Here is a 17692-nt window from a genome sequence, read left to right as displayed (position 1 = left end):
TCTATTGCGGGCTCGTGACCCCAGGCCGCGATCCGGTCTTCCCTACCTGCCACAGCATGAACGCGTAGTCCAGGGCAATTTCCCGCAGCCGATCGTAGCGGCCGGAGGAGCCGCCGTGGCCGGCCGCCATGTTGGTCACGAAGAGGAGCGGGTTGTCGTCAGTTTTGTGGGCGCGCAGCTTCGCCACCCATTTCGCCGGCTCGTGGTACATGACCTGGCTGTCGTTGAACGAGGTCTTCACGAGCATTGCCGGATAGTCCTTCGCTGCCACGTTGGTGTACGGGTCGTACGCCCGGATCCAGCGGTACTGCTCGGCGACCTTCGGGTTGCCCCACTCCTCGAACTCGCCCACCGTGAGTGGCAGCGTCTCGTCGAGCATGGTGTTGATCACGTCGACGAACGGGACGTGCGCGATGACGGCTTTGAACAGGTCGGGCCGCATGTTCGTGACCGCGCCCATCAGCAGCCCGCCGGCACTGCCCCCCTCGATGACGAGCCGGTCACTGGACGTGTAGTCGCTGTCGACCAGGTGCTCGGCCACGTCGATGAAGTCGATGAACGTGTTGATCTTGTGCTGCATGCGACCCTGGTCGTGCCACGCCTTGCCGAGGTCCGCGCCGCCGCGGATGTGCGCGGTGCCCACGATCATGCCGCGGTCGATCAGGCTGAGCCGGTTCGAGTTGAACGTCACGTTGGACGACGAGCCGTAGGAGCCGTACGCGCCGAGCAGCATCGGTGCACTGCCATCACGCGGCGTGTCTTTTCTGTACACCAGGGAAACCGGCACGCGCGTCCCGTCGCGCGCCGTCGCCCAGACGCGCTCGGACGTGTACTGCGCCGGGTCGTAGCCCCCCAGCACTTCCTGGCGCTTGAGCAGCGCAGCCTGCCGCGTGTCCATGTCGTAGTCGTACACGGATGAGGGCGTGACGAACGACTGGTAGCTGTAGCGCAGCACGCTGGTGTCGAACTCGTAGTTCGACGTCGGGAACACCGAGTAGACCGGCTCTGGAAACGCTACCTCGTGCGACGTGTTCGTGCGCAGGTCGTGGATGACCAGCCGCGGCAGCGCGTTCGCCCGCTCGTATGCCAGCATGTGGTTCCGGAACAGCTGCACGCCCTGCAGCATGACGTCGTCACGGTGCGGGATCACCTCCGTCCAGTTCGACTCCGCCGGGTCGGCGACGGGTGCCCTGACCAGGCGGAAATTGCGGCCCGCGTCATTGACGCGGATGTAAAAGCTGTCGCCGTGGTGCTCGACGTCGTACTCGCGGTCCTGCACGCGCGGCGCGACCTGTCGCCATTCGCCGGTCGGATCGTCCGCGCGCAGGTAGCGCACCTCGGACGTGGTCAGGCTGCCGATGCCGAGCAGGATGTAGGCATCGCTGCTCGTGCGACCGACGTACAGGCCGAAGCGCTCGTCCGGCTCCTCGTAGATCAGCTCGTGCGCGGGCGTGCCGATCACGTGGCGGTACAGCCGGTACGCGCGCTTCGTGACCGGGTGCTCGACCGTGTAGAAGAGCGTGCGGTTGTCATCCGCCCACACAACGGAGCGCAACCGTTCCGCGCGGGTGTCCAGCAGCTCACCGGTTCGCAGGTCCTTCACGTGGAGCACGTACTGTCGGTAGCCCGTCGAGTCGGTGCCGTAGGCGAGGAGCTGTGCATCGGGACTGGGCTCCTCGTACGCGACCGACATGAACTCCTGGCCCTCGGCCAGCGCGTTCACGTCGAGCAGCACTTCCTCCGGCGCATCGAGCGAGCCCTTCTTGCGGGCGAGCACGGGATACTGCTTCCCTTCCTCCGTTCGCGCGTAGTAGAAGTAGCCGTTGTCGCGGTACGGCACGGACAGGTCCGTCTGCTTGATGCGGCCCAGCATCTCCGTGTACAGCGCTTCGCGCAGTCCCGCGAGTGGCTCGAGCACCTGCTCCGCGTACGCGTTCTCGGCTTCCAGGTACGCTGCCACGGCAGGGTCGCTCTTTTCGCGCAGCCAGAAATAGTCGTCGCTGCGCACGTCGCCGTGCAGCGTGTCGACATGGGCGCGGCGCTCCGCGACCGGCGGCTGGACGGTTGTCTGCTGTGCGGACAGCGGCAGCGGCGCAAGCGCGCCGGCGGCAACGACGAGCAGGTGAAAGCGGCAACGGCGCACGGCTGCAGGCATGGCTGGTTCTCCTTCGGGATGGTGCCCGAATATGCCGCGCTCCGCGGAATTCCGCACGGGCGCAGGGATTACAGGGGCCGCCCGCCAGATCAGCCGCCTGCTGTCCCACCGTTGCGTCGCTGCCGCGCTCCGCCCTATCGTTGGCCGCCCCTGATCCGATCTTCCAGGAGACGTCGTTCCCGTGGACAGCAATTCGTTCGAGTTCCTGAAGCGGCTGCTCGATACCCCGGCGCCGTCCGGCTTCGAAGCGCCGGCAGCCGCCGTCTGGCGCGAGGAAGCCGGCCGCATCGCGGACGAGGTCCGCGCCGATGTCAGCGGCAACTCCGTCGCGCTGCTCAACTCCGAGGGCAACCCGCGTGTCATGCTGGCCGGCCACATCGACGAGATCGGCATCATGGTCACGCACGTCGACGATGAAGGCTACCTCTACTTCGAAGGCATCGGCGGCTGGGATCCGCAGGTGCTCGTCGCGCAGCGCGTCATCGTGCTGACACGCAGCGGGCCGGTGCACGGCGTGATCGGCAAGAAGCCGATCCACCTGATCAAGGGGGACGCGCGCGAAAAGGCGTCCAAGATCACCGACCTGTGGATCGACATCGGCGCGGGGAAGAAGGACCGCGCGCTGGAGCGCGGCGTGCGCGTGGGCGATCCCGGCGTCATCGATCAGAAGCTGCTCGAGCTGGACCAGGACCTGATCGTCAGCCGGTCGATCGACAACCGCATTGGCGCGTTCGTCGTGCTGGAGGCGCTGCGGCTGCTGGCGCAGGACCGGCCCGCCGCGCAGGTCGCAGCGGTCGCGACCGCCCAGGAGGAGATCGGCTACAGCGGCGGAGGAGCGCGGACCAGTGCGTACTCGCTGGACCCGCAGGTCGCGATCGTGGTCGACGTCACGTTCGCGACCGATTCGCCCGACATGGAAAAGAAGGAGCTGGGCGAGCACAGGGTCGGGGGTGGGCCCGTGCTGACGCGCGGCTCCGCTGCGCACCCGGTCGTGTTCGAGCGGCTGGTCGCCGCGGCGGAGCGCGAGTCGATCCCGTACACGATCAGTGCATCGCCCCGCTTCACGTCCACCGACGCAGACGCGATCTACCTGTCGCGCGCGGGTGTGCCGACCGGCATCGTGTCGGTGCCCAACCGGTACATGCACTCGCCCAACGAGCTGGTCAGCCGGAAGGACCTGGATGCGGCGGCCAGGCTGATCGCGGCATTCTGCCGTGACCTGGCGGGCGACGTGGACTTCGTGCCCCGCTGACGGTTATGTTGCTCGGCTCCGGAGGTGCACGGATCCGTCGCATCCACGACATCACGCAGCCGCTCGACGAGCGGACTGCGGTGTGGCCGGGGGACCGCGAGGTCTCCATGGACTGGACGATGCGCCGGGAGCGGGGCGACAGCGTGAACGTCGCATCGCTCTGCCTGAGCGTGCATGCCGGCACGCACATGGACGGCCCGCTGCATTTCGAGGACGGCGGCGGGACCGCGGCCAGCGTGCCGCTCGAGCACCTGATCGGCCGCGCGCGCGTGATCGATGCCCGTGGCCGCGAGGCGCTCGACGTCGATCTCCTGGACGGCATCGACGCGGGCACAGAAGAGCGGCTGCTGTTCCGCTGCTTCGAGCAGTTCGTGCCGGGCCGGTTTCCGGATCCGTTCCCGGCAGTGACGCCGGCGCTGGCGCGCGCGTGCGCCGATGCCGGTGTGAAGCTGGTCGCGACCGAGTCGCCGTCGATCGACACGTTCGGATCGAAGACGCTGGAGTCGCACCGGTTGCTGCAGGCAGGCGACGTCGTGATCATCGAGAACGTCGTGCTGAGCGACGTACCGGCCGGGCGGTATTCGCTGGTGGCACTGCCGCTGCGGCTGACGGAGGCGGACAGCGCCCCGGTCCGCGCCGTGCTCCTCGAGCTGGAGCAGGCCTAGAAGCACGCGATGACGGGGGTCGAGGAACAGCGGACGCGCGCAGCGCCACCCGCCGCTCCAGGCCCCGGCCCGGGCCCGGGGCCCCGGCCCGCAGTACCCGAAACAGGACTTTGCCGCCCGGTGCGCTGCGGCGCGTACCGGGCAACAGGCATCCAGGCGCCGTACAATCCGCCCGCGCCGAGCGCGGGCAGCAACAGAGGTTCGGACACGATGGTTGATGCCGGTCAGATGGTGAAGAAGATCCAGGAGATGCGCGACGAGGGGTACCTCTCGGACGCGATCCTGCGCGAGACGGTGAAGCAGATCAAGGCGTCGGAGTCCAGCTACAACTTCGTGGGCGTCTACCTCTTCAACGAGGGCGACAACGAGCTGTGGCTGCACAATTACATGGGTGAGTCGACGGAGCACGCGAAGATCCCGGTGGGCCAGGGTGTTTGCGGCACGGCGGTCGCCGAGAAGAAGAACCAGAACGTTCCCGACGTCACGGCGATCGACAACTACCTGGCGTGCAGCCCGCGCACCAAGTCGGAGCTGGTGGTCCTGATCCGTGCCGGGGATGAGATCTTCGGGCAGATCGACATCGACTGCCGGCAGAAGGACTGCTTCACGAAGAGCGCGCAGGAAAGCCTCGAGCTGATCTCCGACAAGCTGGCGGAAGTCTTCGTCGCCGAGCGGCTCTAAGGCGGTGTGGCCGGCATCGCCTGCCGGTGCCGGCCCATTGCAGCACGCACCCCGGGCGCGCTGCGCCCGTCCTCACAGCGCACGGACTCTCCCGGCCGCCCGGGTCGTCACACCGATCCGCTGATGCTGCGCACGCTGCTCGCGCCCAACCCCTCCCCGATGACGCTCGACGGCACGCGGACGTACGTCGTCGGCCGCAGCCGTGTGGCGATCATCGATCCGGGACCCGCCGATCCATCGCACCTGGCCAGCCTTGCGACAGCGGTGGGTGACGGCGACGCCGTCATACTCCTCACCCATCAGCATGCCGACCACGCGGCGGGTGCCCCTGAGCTCGCGCGCCTGCTCGGCGCCGAGATCCGCAGCCATGCCGCGGGCACACTGGGGGCGGGTGACGTGATCCCGACCGACGCCGGTGAGCTGCGCGCAGTGCCGACCCCGGGTCACACGCCCGACCACGTGGCGCTGCACTGGCCGGACGCGGCGGCTATCTTCGTCGGTGACCTCATGATGGGCGGGCTGGACACGGCACTGGTCGCGCCGGCCGAGGGGGGCGATCTCCGGGCGTACCTCGACTCCCTCGAGCGGTTGCGGACGCTGGGTGCTCGGATCCTGTATCCTGCTCACGGACTTGAGTTTACGGATCCGGCCGGGGCGTTCGAGCGCTACCGGGCGCACCGGATCGAGCGGCTGGAGCAGGTACGGTCGGCCCTGGCCGCGGGGATCCGCGACCGGGAAGCGCTGGTCGACGCCGTGTACGGCGACGCCGTGCCTCCGGCCCTGCGCGCGTGGACACGCTCGACACTCGAGGCGTACCTGGACTACCTGGGCGTCGAGGTCGGATGAGTCGAGGATGGACGAACCGGATGGCAGCTCACATGCGCCCAGCCATGCGATGAGCACGATCGAGCGAGTCACGCTCCCGGCGGACGTCGCGGACCGGCTGATCGGCATTGTCGGCGACTCCAGCGTGATCCGGAATCCCGGTGCGCTGCTCGTCTACGAATCGGACGGCCTCACGGCGTACCGCGAACGGCCGTGTGCGGTGGTCGCGCCCCGCGACACTGCGGAAACCGCTGCGGTGATCCGCGTGCTGCACGAGGCCGGCATCCCGTGGGTCGCGCGCGGTGCAGGCACCGGTCTCTCGGGTGGCGCACTGGCGCTCAGGGGAGCCGTGCTCGTCTCGACCGCGAAGATGGACAGCATCCTGGAGATGGATCCGCAGAATCACCGCGCACGCGTTCAGCCGGGCGTCGTGAACGTGGAGCTGACGCGCCAGGCGACGCCGCACGGCCTGTACTACGCGCCGGACCCGAGCTCGCAGACGGCGTGCACCGTCGGCGGAAACGTCGCCGAGAACGCCGGCGGACCGCACTGTCTCAAGTACGGCGTAACGTTGAACCACATCCTCGGCGCCACGGTCGTCCTGCCGACGGGCGAGGTGGTCCGGCTGGGAGGAGCGGGGCGGGAGCAGGGTTACGATCTGCTCGGCCTGTTCATCGGCAGCGAGGGCACGTTCGGCATCGCCACCGAGATCGAGGTGCGGCTGGAACCGCTGCCGGAGCGCGTCCGCACGATGCTCGCGCTCTACGATGACATCGATGATGCGACGCAGACGGTCAGCGCGATCATCGCGGATGGTCTGCTGCCTGCCGCGCTGGAAATGGTGGATCGACAGGCGATCATCGCGGTCGAGGCGAGCGTCTACGCTGCCGGCATGCCCACCGACGTGGCGGGTGCACTCGTGATCGAGTTCGACGGCACCGCAGCGGCCGTCGAAGCCGACGTGGAGCGCGCGCTGGCGATCTGCAACGCGCATCGCGCGCGCGAGGTGCGCATCGCGGAGGACGAGGCGGAGCGGCAGAAGCTGTGGCACGCGCGGAAGAAAGCCTTCGGGGCGATGGGCCGCCTCGCGCCGGACATCCTGGTGCAGGATGCCGTGGTGCCCCGCAGCCGCCTGCCTGAAGCACTCGCCGCCTGCTACCGCATCGCCGCACAGTACGATCTCGTGCTTTGCAACACGTTCCACGCCGGTGACGGCAACCTGCACCCGACGATCCCCTTCGACCGGCGCGACCCGGCGCTCGTCGAGCGCGTGGAGAAGGCATCCAAGGCGATGATGCAGGCGTGCGTCGACATGGGCGGTACGATTACCGGTGAGCACGGCGTCGGGCTCGACAAGCGCGCGTACATGGAGCTGATCTTCGACGACGACACCCTCGAGTGCATGTGCTCCATCCGCCGCGTGTTCGATCCCACCGGGCTCGCGAATCCGGCGAAGATCCTGCCCGTCCGGGTCTGCCGTGAATGGGCCGGGCCGGGCACCCACGTGCACGCCGAGGTCGGCACGTGATCGAGGCAGCGCACGGGACGCACGGCGTGCACGGCGCCGAGGCCATGCTCGACGCACTGCGCCGCGCCGCGGGTGGTGATGCGGTCGAGCCGGCGCCCGCACAGTGGCGCGTGCACGGTCGCGTGCCCCGGGCGCTCGTTTCGCCGCACGACAGTGACGCCGTGGCGGCCGTGCTCGCACTCTGCAGTGCGGAAGGATGGACCGTCGAGCCGGCGGGTGCCGGCACCTGGCTGGATCACGGGCGCGCGCCCGCGCGTCCCGCCGACATCATCCTGTCCGCGCGCCGGCTCACCAGCCGGCTCGAGAGCGAACCGGCGGACCTCGTGATCGGTGCTGGGGCCGGCGTTCCCCTGGACGCCGTGCAGCAGCGACTCGCCGCCCACGGCCAGGAGCTCACCCTGGATCCGCCGCATCACCCGGACGCAACGATCGGCGCCACGATCGCGCTCGCCGCGGCGGGACCTCTCCGCGCCTCGGCCGGCACGCCGCGCGATCACGTGCTCGGCATCGAGGCCGTTTCCGGCGACGGCCGGTCACTTCGCTTCGGCGGACGCGTCGTCAAGAACGTCGCAGGCTACGACGCCGTCCGGCTGCTGACCGGCAGCCGCGGCACGCTGGGTGTCATCACTCACGTCTGGCTGCGCGTCCGCGCGCGGCCGGCCGCCGAGCGCTCGTTCGCGCTCTCCGGAGAGCTGCCGGCGGTTCTGCAAATGCTTGTCGGACTTCAGGATATGGGAGCGGCGGCGGCGGAGCTGCTGGCCCCGGCCACGGCCGCAAGCCTTGGCCTGCCACGCGACTGGACACTGGCGCTGCGGCTGCGGGGCGGGCCCGCGGAGCTCACCGCGGCGGCGGTCCGCATCGCCGGGAGCGCGGCAGGGGTCGAGTACCGCGACCTGGCGAGCCCCGCCTGGGACGGGCTGGCCCGCCTGGAGCTGCAGGCGCGTCCGCTCATACGCGTGGCCGGGGTGTCCTCCGACCTGCCCGCCGTACTGGAGCGGTGTCTTTCGTTTATCTCCGCGTCCGACACCAGATTGGAAGACTGGCACGTGGCCGCGCACGCACGCAGCGGAATGGTCCGCCTGTGGCCGTCGGCGGCGTTCGACCTCGATCACGTTGCCGGGCCGCTGACGGCTCTGCGAGAGCAGACGGAGGCGGCGGGGGGCACCGTGGTGCTGGAATGTGCGCCCGCATCGCTGCAGGAGCGGGTGCAGGCACGATCCCCGGGGGACGAGGTCACGCAGCGGCTGGAAAGCGGCCTGAAGCGCGTGTTCGACCCGGCCGGGGTCCTCGCACCGGGCCGGTGGCCATGAGCAGCCGCGACGCTGCGACCTCGCTGCCCGCGGGCGCGATGGCCGAACGGACGGGCACTGCCCTGGACGTGTTGCGTGCGGAGGAGGAGCGCCTGCTCGCATGCGTGCACTGCGGTTTCTGCCTGAATGCATGTCCGACGTACACCAGACTCGGTGACGAGGCGGACTCGCCGCGGGGCCGGCTTGTCCTGATGCGGGCGGTCGCGGAAGGTCGCCTGGAAGCGGACTCCGAGGCGTTTGCCCGCCACATCGATCAGTGTCTCGGCTGCCGTGCCTGTGAGACCGTCTGTCCGTCGGGGGTCGAATACGGCTTTCTGCTGGAGCGGGCGCGTACCGTGATCGCCGCCGAGCAGGGCACGGGCTGGCTCACCAGGATGCTGCTGGCCGGCTTTGCGAACCGCAGCGCGTCCTTTGCCAGTTCCGGCCTGGGTCGGCTGCTGCGGGCCGGTGGGCTGGCCGGCGCGCTCGCGCGGCTGACGCCGCTCAGGTTTGGAACGGTCCGCACCGGCCTCGCGATGCTCGCAGCGACGCGGCCCTGGCCTGCACTGCGGCGCGGCTCGTCGGATGCGGGGCTGCAGCACCAGCAGCGCGAGCCGGTGTCCACCGGGCCGGTGCAGAGTACCGCGCTGGGGCAGCCGGGCGAACCGCTGGGGCCCGACAGCCCGGCCGGTGACAACTACGAGTTTGCGGACCCGCACGCCCGTGCCGGTGAGGTGCCGATGGGTACCGGCATGGGCGAGATGACGGAGGCGGGGGATGTGGCGGGTGCCGCGCGTCCACGCGTCGCAATTCTGCGCGGGTGTGTCCAGGACGGCCTGTTCGGCCGCGTCAATGAAGCGACGCTGCGCGTGCTGCGCGCGAACGGCTGTGAGATCGTGGATGTGCCGGAACAGGCATGCTGCGGCGCGCTGCACGCGCATTCGGGCAAGCTCGGTGACGCGCACGACCTCGCGCGCCGCAACATCGCCGCATACGAGGCCGCAGGCATCGACTACGTCATCGTGAACGCTGCCGGCTGCGGCGCCATGATGAAGGAGTACGGGGCGCAGCTCGAGCGCGACCCCGAATGGCGCGAGCGGGCGGCACGCTTCTCGACCAGGGTGCGCGACCTGTTCGAGTTCCTCGTCGAGCGAGGCGTGAGCGCGGGAGCACCGCTGCCGCTGCGCGTGACGTACGACGCACCCTGTCATCTGCATCACGGGCAGCGCATCACGCGTGCGCCCCTGGACGTGCTCGCGTCGATCCCGTCACTGGAGCTGGTGCCACTGGAGGATGCGGAGGAGTGCTGTGGCGGTGCCGGAGTGTACGGCATCCAGCACCCCGAGCTCGGCGGCCGCATCGTCAACGACAAGCTGGACGCGATCGCGCGAACGGGCGCGCAGGTCGTCGTCACGCCGAACCCGGGCTGCATCATGCAGATCGGTGCCGGCCTGGTGTTGCGGGGCGACGACCGGCCCGTGCTGCACCCGATCGAGTTGCTGGACGAGAGCTACCGTCGTGCGGGAGTGACAGGCGAGTGAACCGATGAGCACTGCATCAACGCTGGACCACGATCGCGCGGCAGTGACCGCCGCGCTGGGAATGACCTGGGACGAGGCGCGCCAGCGCGTGCTGTCGCGGCTCGGGACGTATGTCGCCCAGGAGAGCCCGAGCGCGCACGCGGCATTGCTCGATTCACTTGCGTCCACTGTTGCGGCCGACCTGCGCGCCGCCGGTGCGACAGTGACGTCGCGCCAGGCGGCGGGCCTGGGCACGAACCTGGTCGCCGACGTGCGGGGCGAAGTCGACGATGCGCCCGTCCTGCTGCTCGCCCATCTCGACACGGTTCATCCCGTGGGTGCATTCGGTACCGGTGCGTTGCGCGTGGAGGGCGAGCGTGCGATCGGGCCGGGCGTGTATGACATGAAGGGTGGTGCCGCACTGCTCGTCGAAGCACTGACGCTGCTGCACGAGCGCGGGGAAAGGCCGCGGCGGCCAGTCCGCTTTCTCGTCACGTGCGACGAGGAGATCGGCTCGCACAGCTCGCGCGCGCTGATCGAGGAGCATGCGCGCACGGCTGCGGCGGTGCTCGTGCCCGAGCCCTCGATGCCGGACGGTGGTGTGAAGACGCGCCGCAAGGGCGTGGCCACGTACCGGCTCGAGACGACAGGCCAGGCGGCACATGCCGGCATCGATCCCGGCCTCGGGATCAGCGCATCGCACGAGCTGGCCCGGCAACTGGTAGACGTGTTCGCGCTCGCGGACCACGCGCGTGGCACGACCATCAATGTCGGCGTGCTGGGAGCGGGCACCGCGAGCAACGTGATCCCCGCGAACGCGTGGGCAACGATCGACGTCCGCATCGCGGAGCCGGCAGAGGGAGAGCGCGTGCACAAGTCGCTCCTCTCGCTGCAGCCGCACGACGCGCGCACGCAGGTCCATGTGCGTCGCACGGAGCATCGCGGACCGCTCGTGCGCACCCCGGGCGTCGTTGCGCTCTACGAAAAGGCCCGCGATGTCGCTGCCACGCTCGGCCAGGAACTGGGCGAAGGCGCGACCGGCGGCGGCAGTGACGGCTCGCTCGCGGCCTCGGTCGGTGCCGCAGTGCTCGATGGCCTCGGCCCACGCGGTGCGGGCGCGCACACGCTCGATGAGCATGTACTCATCGAGGACCTCCCCTTTCGGCTCGCGCTCCTGTGCGGTCTGCTGAAGACGCTCTGACGATCCGGCCACTCGAGACGCCGGAGGAACTGCGCGCCTGCGTCAGGCTGCAGGAGGCGACATGGGGGCCGGGCTTCAGCGAGAAGGTGCCCTACGCGGTGCTGTGGTTCACGAGACGCATCGGGGGTGTGCTGATCGGCGCATTCTCGGACGACGAACTCGTCGGTTACGTCTTCGGCGTCACGGGGTGGCGTGATGGCCGGCCTGTCCACTGGTCGGACATGCTCGCCGTGCGGAAGGATGTGCGTGATCGCGGGATCGGCATGCAGCTCAAGCGCGCGCAGCGCGAGGCGCTGCTCAGCGCAGGTGTCACACTCGCGCAGTGGACCTTCGAGCCGCTCGAGTCGCGCAACGCCCACCTCAACCTCGTGCGGCTCGGCGGGGTCGTGCGCACCTATGAACGCGACGTCTACGGCGAGTCCGACTCGCCGCTGCACGGCGTGATCGGCACGGATCGACTGATCGTGGACTGGGACCTGGACAGTGCACGTGTCGAGCGCAGGCTCGCGCGCGAGCACGCCCCCCGCTTCGATGCGGCATCACTTCCCGTGATCAATGCAGTCGAGGTGCGGGCAGGCATCCCTGCATGCGGTGCGCTCGACACCGGCAGGACCGACGAGGCGATCGCATTGCTCGTCCCCGCCGACCTCGACCGCGTGCGCTCGAGCGACAGGTACGCGGCGCGCACGTGGCGCGAATGCACGCGCACCGCGTTCGAGGCATACCTCGGCCGTGGCTATGTGGTGACCGAGCTGGTGCGCAGGGATGAGCACGTGAGCGCATACGTGCTGGAGCGCGACTTCACGGGCTGACGTTTCGAGTCACCGGGACCGCTCCGGCAGTGCTGGCGGACAGCGGTCAGGAACTGCGCGCGCGCTCCCGCTTGGACGCGTACAGCGCGCGGTCGGCCGCCTCGATCAGCGACTCCGGCGCGCGCATCTCCGGCTGGTAGGCAGCAAACCCCGCCGCGGCCTCGATCACATCGTGCCCGAGCATCCGCACCTCTTCGCGGTACCGGCTCAGCACGCGCTGCACGAAGACGGCGGCTTCCGCTTCCGTCGCATCCGCCAGCAGGACGAAGAACTCGTCGCCGCCGTAGCGTGCGGCCAGGTTCATTGCACGCGTCTCGCGCGCGAGCACGGTACCGAACGCACGCAGCGCGGCGTCGCCCGCCACGTGGCCGAAGGTGTCGTTGTAGTCCTTGAAATTGTCGAGGTCGAACATCACGCCGACCAGCATGCGGCCGCGGCGCGCAGCAGCGAACTCCCGGCCGATATCCCGCTCGAGCTGACGGCGGTTGGCGAGTCCGGTGAGCGGGTCCGTGTAGGACAGCACGTGCACCTGCTGGAACAGGCGTGCGTTCTCGATCGCAATTGCCGCCTGGTCACCGAGCGCGCCGAGGAGCTCGAGGTCCTCGGCGGAGAACGGATGTCTGCCGATGCAGGTGAGGGCGCCGAGCATCAGCGAGCGGTAGCGCATGGGCGCGGCGGCCATGCAGGCGCCCTGGATGTACGGCAGGCTCGCCTGGCTGACGAACGGATCCGCATCCACGTTGTCGGTCGCGCGCGGTCGCGCGTGCGTGGTCACCCACCCCGAGAAGCTGCCATCGACCGAGAAGCGCATCCCGATCAGTTCGTCGGGCAGGCCATAGGTTGCGCGGCAGACCAGCGTGTTGCCGCCGCCTTCCAGCAGCTCGATCCCGGCGGCGTCCGCACCGAGGAGCTGGCACGCCCAGCGGCTGACCAGTGCCAGCGTCTCATCGACATCGCGCGTCTGCGCCAGGGCACGGCTGAGGTCGACCAGTGCCCGGCTCTGCGCGAGTGCGCGCCGTTCGGCGGGCAGGTTGCGCATCATGCGCAGCAGCTGGGCGGACCGGAGCGCGAGCATTGCGCCGAGCAGGCCGATTGCGACACCGACGAGGGGAGACACGGGCCGCAGCAGCGCCTGCAGCGCGAGCGCACCCATGACGCCCGCAACCAGGACCGGCGTCGCATTGCGCAGCGGAGGCCCCAGCGTCTCGTCCGCCGGGTAGTCGCGTCCGGTCTGCGCGGCCGCAGCGACCGCGATCAGGCCCCAGCCACCGATCACCGCGAATGCGGCGGGTGAGGAGCCATCGCAGCACAGCGCCCGGCCGAGCACGGCCGGCAGCACGCCGAACGAGAGGATGGCGGCGCCGGCACCGAGTGCGAGACGGGGCAGGAAGAGCGGCCGTCGCATCATGATGAGCGCACCGAGCGTGAGCACGCACAGCGCGACGGCCGGGAGCACGGACAGAACCAGCTGCTCGATGATCGTGAAGCGCACTTCGCGGCCGACAACCAGCGTTGCGCCGGGCGCCCAGTGCAGCACCAGCACGCACGCGGCGGTGGCGAGCAGCGAGCCGTCGAGCATGCTTTCGGCCGGGCGCGCGTCGGCAGACGGCCGGAGCTGGATCGCGAGGGCTGCGAGCAGCAGGGCATAGCCGAACAGGTGGGCGCCGCCGGCGACGTCGCTCCAGCCACCCTCCGCGTCCACGAGACGCACCGCGGCCGAGAGCGCCGCGACCGTGCCGGCCGCTGCAAAGAGCTTCCAGCCGCGACCGGCCGCAGCGGACAGGGGCCGCGCTGCGCGTACGGCGAACAGCACCGTGAGCAGTGGCGCGGCAACGAGCAGTCCACCCTGAAGCACAGTGCCGTTCGCAGTCAGGCGCACCGCCAGCGCGACGGCCAGCAGCAGTGCAAACATGCATGCCGTGAGCACGACCGGGCGCACGGGAACGTCAGCGACCTGCGCGCGCGCGGCTCCGGCTGCACCTGCGGGTGCGGGTATGGTGTCCCTCGTCGGACCCAGAATGCCCTCACAAAAGAGAAGTCCCGGCCCGGGTGGGCCGTTGCCATGCTGTCGGGGAGAGGTTCTAGGCTAAAACGCTGCTGGCCCCGCCACAAGAGAAATAAAGTGACGAGATCGTAATGGTCGTCACTCCTTGCGGACCAGCTCGAGCACCCGTCGCACGTGGCGCTCGCGTGTCCGCAGGTTTCCGATGGCCAGGCGGAGCGCATACTTGCCCTTCACTCTGCTGTGCGACAGGAACACCTCGCCGCTCGCGTTCAGGCGCTCGAGAAGACGCTCGTTGATGCGGTCGAGCTCCTCCTCGTCCGCCCCGGCAGCGATCCTCCGGAACACGACCACGGAAAAGTCCACGGGTGCGAGCCGCTCCAGGTGCGGATCGCGGTCGACCTCCTCGGCGAACAGCCTGGCCAGGCGCATGTGCTCACGCAGTCGCTCCTGCATGCCGTGCACACCGAACGCGCGGATGACGAACCAGAGCTTCAGTGCGCGAAACCGGCGGCCGAGGGCGATGCCGTAGTCCATCAGGTTGCGAGCCGCGTCTCCTTCGGCAGTGGTCAGGTACACGGGCGTGAGCGAGAACGCACGCCGCATGATGTCGTCGTGGCGCGTGTAGAGCGCGGAGCAGTCGGCCGGCACGAACAGCCACTTGTGCGGATTGATCACGATCGAATCGGCCTCCTCGCTGCCTTCCAGGATGTGGCGCATCTCCGGCAGCAGCGCGGCCGCGCCGCCGTAGGCCGCGTCGATGTGCAGCCACATGCCGTGCTCGCGACACACCCCGGCGATCTCACGGACGGGATCGATGCCCGTGGCGACGGTCGTGCCGACGGTCGCTACCACGGCGAGGGGATGCACGCCCGCGGCAATGTCGGCCTGGACCGCGTCGCGCAGGGCATCGATACGCATCGCGAAGCGGTCGTCGGCAGGGAGGCGGCGCACGCCGCTCAGGCCGAAGCCCAGCGCGATGGCTGCCTTGTCGACGCTGGAATGCGCTTCCTCGGAGCAGTAGACGCGCATGCGCGGGAGCTCGGGCCGGCCGGCGAGGCCCTCGTCGCGAACCCGCAGCGAAGGGTCCGCCTCGCGCGCGGCGGCGAGCGCGTACATCGTGCTGGTCGACGCGGTGTCGTTGATGGTCCCCATGAATGCCGGCGGCAGGCCCGCCATCTGCCGCAGCCAGTCCAGGGTGACCTGCTCCAGCTCGGTCGCCGAGGGGCCGCTCCGCCAGACCATTGCATTCACGTTGAGCGCCGCGGCCAGCAGCTCACCCAGGATACCGGGTCCGGAGCCGGTGATCCCGAAATAGGCGAAAAAACCGGGGTGATTCCAGTGCGTGGTCGCGGGCGGGATCAGGCGCTCGAAGTCGTCCAGCACCCTGTCGAAGGGCTCCGCATCGACCGGTGGTGCCGCAGGCAGCGCGCGGACCAGGTCACCCGGCTGGACGCGTGCGAGCACCGGGTACTGCTCGGGATCCTTCAGATACTCCGCCACCCAGTCGATCAGCCGGTGACCGAAGCGCCGGAAGTCCTCGGGATCCATGTCGCCGACGCCACTCACCGTTTGCGCACGCGCGCCATCTGCTGTCATGATCCTGCCTCTTGGATACTGTGCGTCATCACCGTCGCGCCATGATATCCCGGACGGCAGCCGCATGCGACGGGCCGCGGCGCGATCGTCCCGCGGATGCCACGTAATCGACACCAGGAGCCCATGAAGCGACTGCTGCTGCTTGCCCTGATCGCGACCGCCTGTGCCCCCGCCGCAACGCGTGCACCGGCAGCGCCGCGCACGCTCGCGGGCGTTGCCGACTCGGTGATCCGTACGCCTCCGCTCGACCGCACACACTGGGGCGTTCTCGTGGTCGATGCGACGACCGGCCGGGAACTGTACCGGCACGACGCGCACGCCCACTACATCCCGGCATCGAATACCAAGCTGGTCGTGACGGCGGTCGCACTCGGCACGCTCGGGCCGGACTACCAGTATCGGACGGAAGTGCGTGCGCTCGGCATGCGCGGCGACAGCGTCGAATCGCTGGTCGTGCACGGCAGCGGCGATCCCACGCTGTCGGCCCGTTTCCACGGGGAGCGGCTCGCGGCCGTTGACTCGATTGCGCGCACCCTCGCAGCCAGCGGAGTCCGGTACGCGCAGCGCCTCGTGATCGACGCCAGCGCCTTCGAGGACGAGCGCATCAACGGCAGCTGGGAAGTCGGCGACCTGCCATGGTCGTATGCTCCGCCGACGGGTGCCTTCAGCATCGAGGAAGGCACGTTCCGAGTGGTCGTGCAGCCGGGTCACCAGCCGGGCGCGGCGGGCACCATCAGCGTTCTCGACACGGGGGCACAGCCCGTGGCCGCGACGATCGTCACCGACACCGCCGGCGCGCGCACACGCCTGACGATCGACTACCTGCAGCGCACGGACACCGTCTTCATTACCGGGCGCATCGCGGTCGATGCCGGCGCCGACACGTCGACCCTCGCCGTTACCCGCCCGGAGCGCTACGCGGCCGGCGTGCTCGCGGAGGCGCTCGCACGCGCGGGTGTCACCGTCGCCGGCCTGGAGATCGTGCATGACTCCGTGGCCGCGGCCGGACTCCGGGCGGGCGGCACGCTCATCCACGAGATCGTCTCGCCACCGATGCGCGACATCGTTGCCGCGATCCTGCAGCCGAGTCAGAACTGGATCGCCGAGCAGGTGCTCAAGACACTGGGGGCCGTGTATCGCGGCAGCGGAAGCTGGGACGCGGGACTCGAGGTGGAGCGTGAGTACCTGGTCGGCACGGCAGGGCTCGACTCCCTGTCCTTCTCGCTGCGCGACGCCTCCGGGCTTTCGGCGCAGAACCTGCTGGCGCCCGAGGCCATCGTGCGGCTGCTCGCGCACGCCCGCACCCAGCCGTGGGCGGACGACTACCGGGCGGGCATGGCACAGCCGGGACTCCGGCAGAGCACACTCGCCAACCGGCTGCGCGCGCTCGAGGGCCGGATGTTCGCAAAAACCGGTACGATCGCGAACGTCAACTCACTGAGCGGCTACCTGGTCGCCGCCGACGGCCGTGAGCTGCTGTTCAGTATCCTGACCAACGGGTCGGGCCGACCGTCCGGCGCAGTCCGCGCCGGCATCGACCGTATCGCTGAGATGATCGCCGCGGAGGGTGGATCATGAAAGAAGGCGCGCGCTTCTGGCTCATCGTCGTCGCGGCCGTGCTGGTCGCGTTCCTCGCAGGGTATGCGTGGCAGCGCATCCGGGCCAACAACATCGAGGACAGCCTCCAGGAGACGCGTCGCGCACTCCTGCTCGCACGCATGGAGTCCACGCTCGGCGCGGCCGCGATCGAAGCAATGAGCGGGAGCTACGAGATCGCACGACAGCAGGCGAGCCAGTTCTTCACGGAGCTGCAGGCGACGCTCGACAGCGTGCCTCCCGACGGCAGGCCGCAGGAGCTCAGCCAGCTCCTCACCCGGCGCGATGCGCTGATCACGGCGCTTTCACGCAACGACGTGCAGTCAGGACCCCAGCTCGCCCAGATGTTCCGCAGCTACCGCAGTGCACTCGGTGAGCAGATCGGACCGACCCAGCGGATCACGCCGGCACCGGCGCCGGCCCCCGCCGACACGGCACCCGCGGACACGCTGGTGGCGGATACGGCCGGGGGCTGAACGGGCCGTTCTGCAGTGTGATGAGCGCCGGCCACGGTCAGGACATGTGGCCGGCGCAGTCCACCCCGGACCGGCCGGAGCACCCCGGAAC

Annotated in this window: 14 protein-coding genes; 11 read left to right on the top strand and 3 right to left on the bottom strand. The window is 69.6% G+C overall.

Annotated elements, in window-relative coordinates:
- Position 1: 1 nt before the first annotated feature.
- Positions 2-2155 carry a S9 family peptidase gene (locus tag VFU06_14800; GenBank protein HEU5210660.1) on the bottom strand — a complete coding sequence of 718 codons (2154 nt, stop codon included), beginning with the start codon at positions 2153-2155 and terminating at the stop codon, positions 2-4.
- A gap of 181 nt (positions 2156-2336) precedes the next feature.
- On the opposite strand from VFU06_14800, the gene VFU06_14795 reads away from it, so the two are divergent.
- The 9 genes from VFU06_14795 (at position 2337) to VFU06_14755 (ending at position 11928) form a co-directional block, all read left to right on the top strand.
- Positions 2337-3407: a M42 family metallopeptidase gene (locus VFU06_14795; protein ID HEU5210659.1), complete on the top strand. Its 1071-nt coding sequence runs from the start codon at positions 2337-2339 to the stop codon at positions 3405-3407.
- 5 nt (positions 3408-3412) lie between these two features.
- A complete protein-coding gene (locus tag VFU06_14790; protein ID HEU5210658.1) occupies positions 3413-4072 on the top strand; it encodes a cyclase family protein in 660 nt (219 codons plus the stop codon).
- Positions 4073-4282: 210 nt separating this feature from the next.
- Positions 4283-4753, top strand: a complete 471-nt coding sequence (locus VFU06_14785) for a GAF domain-containing protein (GenBank protein HEU5210657.1) — start codon at positions 4283-4285, stop codon at positions 4751-4753.
- A gap of 123 nt (positions 4754-4876) precedes the next feature.
- On the top strand, positions 4877-5599 hold the full coding sequence (locus VFU06_14780) for an MBL fold metallo-hydrolase (GenBank protein ID HEU5210656.1): 723 nt from the start codon (positions 4877-4879) through the stop codon (positions 5597-5599).
- 7 nt (positions 5600-5606) lie between these two features.
- A complete protein-coding gene (locus VFU06_14775; GenBank protein HEU5210655.1) occupies positions 5607-7106 on the top strand; it encodes an FAD-linked oxidase C-terminal domain-containing protein in 1500 nt (499 codons plus the stop codon).
- Complete coding sequence (locus VFU06_14770) at positions 7103-8416, top strand: FAD-binding protein (GenBank protein ID HEU5210654.1); 1314 nt, start codon at positions 7103-7105, stop codon at positions 8414-8416. Before VFU06_14775 ends, VFU06_14770 begins: the two co-directional genes overlap by 4 nt.
- A complete protein-coding gene (locus VFU06_14765; GenBank protein HEU5210653.1) occupies positions 8413-9936 on the top strand; it encodes a heterodisulfide reductase-related iron-sulfur binding cluster in 1524 nt (507 codons plus the stop codon). Before VFU06_14770 ends, VFU06_14765 begins: the two co-directional genes overlap by 4 nt.
- Before the next feature lie 4 nt (positions 9937-9940).
- Positions 9941-11116 carry a M20 family metallopeptidase gene (locus VFU06_14760; GenBank protein ID HEU5210652.1) on the top strand — a complete coding sequence of 392 codons (1176 nt, stop codon included), beginning with the start codon at positions 9941-9943 and terminating at the stop codon, positions 11114-11116.
- A complete protein-coding gene (locus VFU06_14755; protein ID HEU5210651.1) occupies positions 11092-11928 on the top strand; it encodes a GNAT family N-acetyltransferase in 837 nt (278 codons plus the stop codon). The genes VFU06_14760 and VFU06_14755 overlap by 25 nt, the downstream gene beginning before the upstream one ends.
- A 46-nt stretch (positions 11929-11974) precedes the next feature.
- Here the strand turns inward: VFU06_14755 and VFU06_14750 are convergent, their stop codons facing one another.
- Positions 11975-13867, bottom strand: a complete 1893-nt coding sequence (locus VFU06_14750; GenBank protein ID HEU5210650.1) for a sensor domain-containing diguanylate cyclase — start codon at positions 13865-13867, stop codon at positions 11975-11977.
- Positions 13868-14071: 204 nt separating this feature from the next.
- Positions 14072-15529, bottom strand: coding sequence for a pyridoxal-dependent decarboxylase (locus VFU06_14745; GenBank protein ID HEU5210649.1), 1458 nt, complete (start codon positions 15527-15529; stop codon positions 14072-14074).
- Positions 15530-15652: 123 nt separating this feature from the next.
- Here VFU06_14745 and dacB point away from each other — a divergent pair, with 123 nt between their 5' ends.
- Together dacB and VFU06_14735 are read left to right on the top strand one after the other, a co-directional pair.
- Positions 15653-17107 carry a D-alanyl-D-alanine carboxypeptidase/D-alanyl-D-alanine-endopeptidase gene (dacB, locus tag VFU06_14740; protein ID HEU5210648.1) on the top strand — a complete coding sequence of 485 codons (1455 nt, stop codon included), beginning with the start codon at positions 15653-15655 and terminating at the stop codon, positions 17105-17107.
- A complete protein-coding gene (locus tag VFU06_14735; GenBank protein ID HEU5210647.1) occupies positions 17104-17601 on the top strand; it encodes a hypothetical protein in 498 nt (165 codons plus the stop codon). The genes dacB and VFU06_14735 overlap by 4 nt, the downstream gene beginning before the upstream one ends.
- Positions 17602-17692: the final 91 nt, after the last annotated feature.

This window comes from Longimicrobiales bacterium (assembly GCA_035764935.1).
Classification (GTDB): domain Bacteria; phylum Gemmatimonadota; class Gemmatimonadetes; order Longimicrobiales; family RSA9; genus DASTYK01.
This window is presented reverse-complemented; position numbering and strand designations above follow the sequence as displayed.

Excerpts from the sequence above, each read along its gene's own strand:
- VFU06_14760 (HEU5210652.1), top strand. The coding sequence starts at position 9,941 with ATGAGCACTGCATCAACGCTGGACCACGATCGCGCGGCAGTGACCGCC.
- dacB (HEU5210648.1), top strand. The coding sequence starts at position 15,653 with ATGAAGCGACTGCTGCTGCTTGCCCTGATCGCGACCGCCTGTGCCCCC.
- VFU06_14800 (HEU5210660.1), bottom strand. The coding sequence starts at position 2,155 with ATGCCTGCAGCCGTGCGCCGTTGCCGCTTTCACCTGCTCGTCGTTGCC.
- VFU06_14780 (HEU5210656.1), top strand. The coding sequence starts at position 4,877 with ATGCTGCGCACGCTGCTCGCGCCCAACCCCTCCCCGATGACGCTCGAC.
- VFU06_14745 (HEU5210649.1), bottom strand. The coding sequence starts at position 15,529 with ATGACAGCAGATGGCGCGCGTGCGCAAACGGTGAGTGGCGTCGGCGAC.
- VFU06_14765 (HEU5210653.1), top strand. The coding sequence starts at position 8,413 with ATGAGCAGCCGCGACGCTGCGACCTCGCTGCCCGCGGGCGCGATGGCC.
- VFU06_14775 (HEU5210655.1), top strand. The coding sequence starts at position 5,607 with ATGGACGAACCGGATGGCAGCTCACATGCGCCCAGCCATGCGATGAGC.
- VFU06_14785 (HEU5210657.1), top strand. The coding sequence starts at position 4,283 with ATGGTTGATGCCGGTCAGATGGTGAAGAAGATCCAGGAGATGCGCGAC.
- VFU06_14735 (HEU5210647.1), top strand. The coding sequence starts at position 17,104 with ATGAAAGAAGGCGCGCGCTTCTGGCTCATCGTCGTCGCGGCCGTGCTG.
- VFU06_14790 (HEU5210658.1), top strand. The coding sequence starts at position 3,413 with ATGTTGCTCGGCTCCGGAGGTGCACGGATCCGTCGCATCCACGACATC.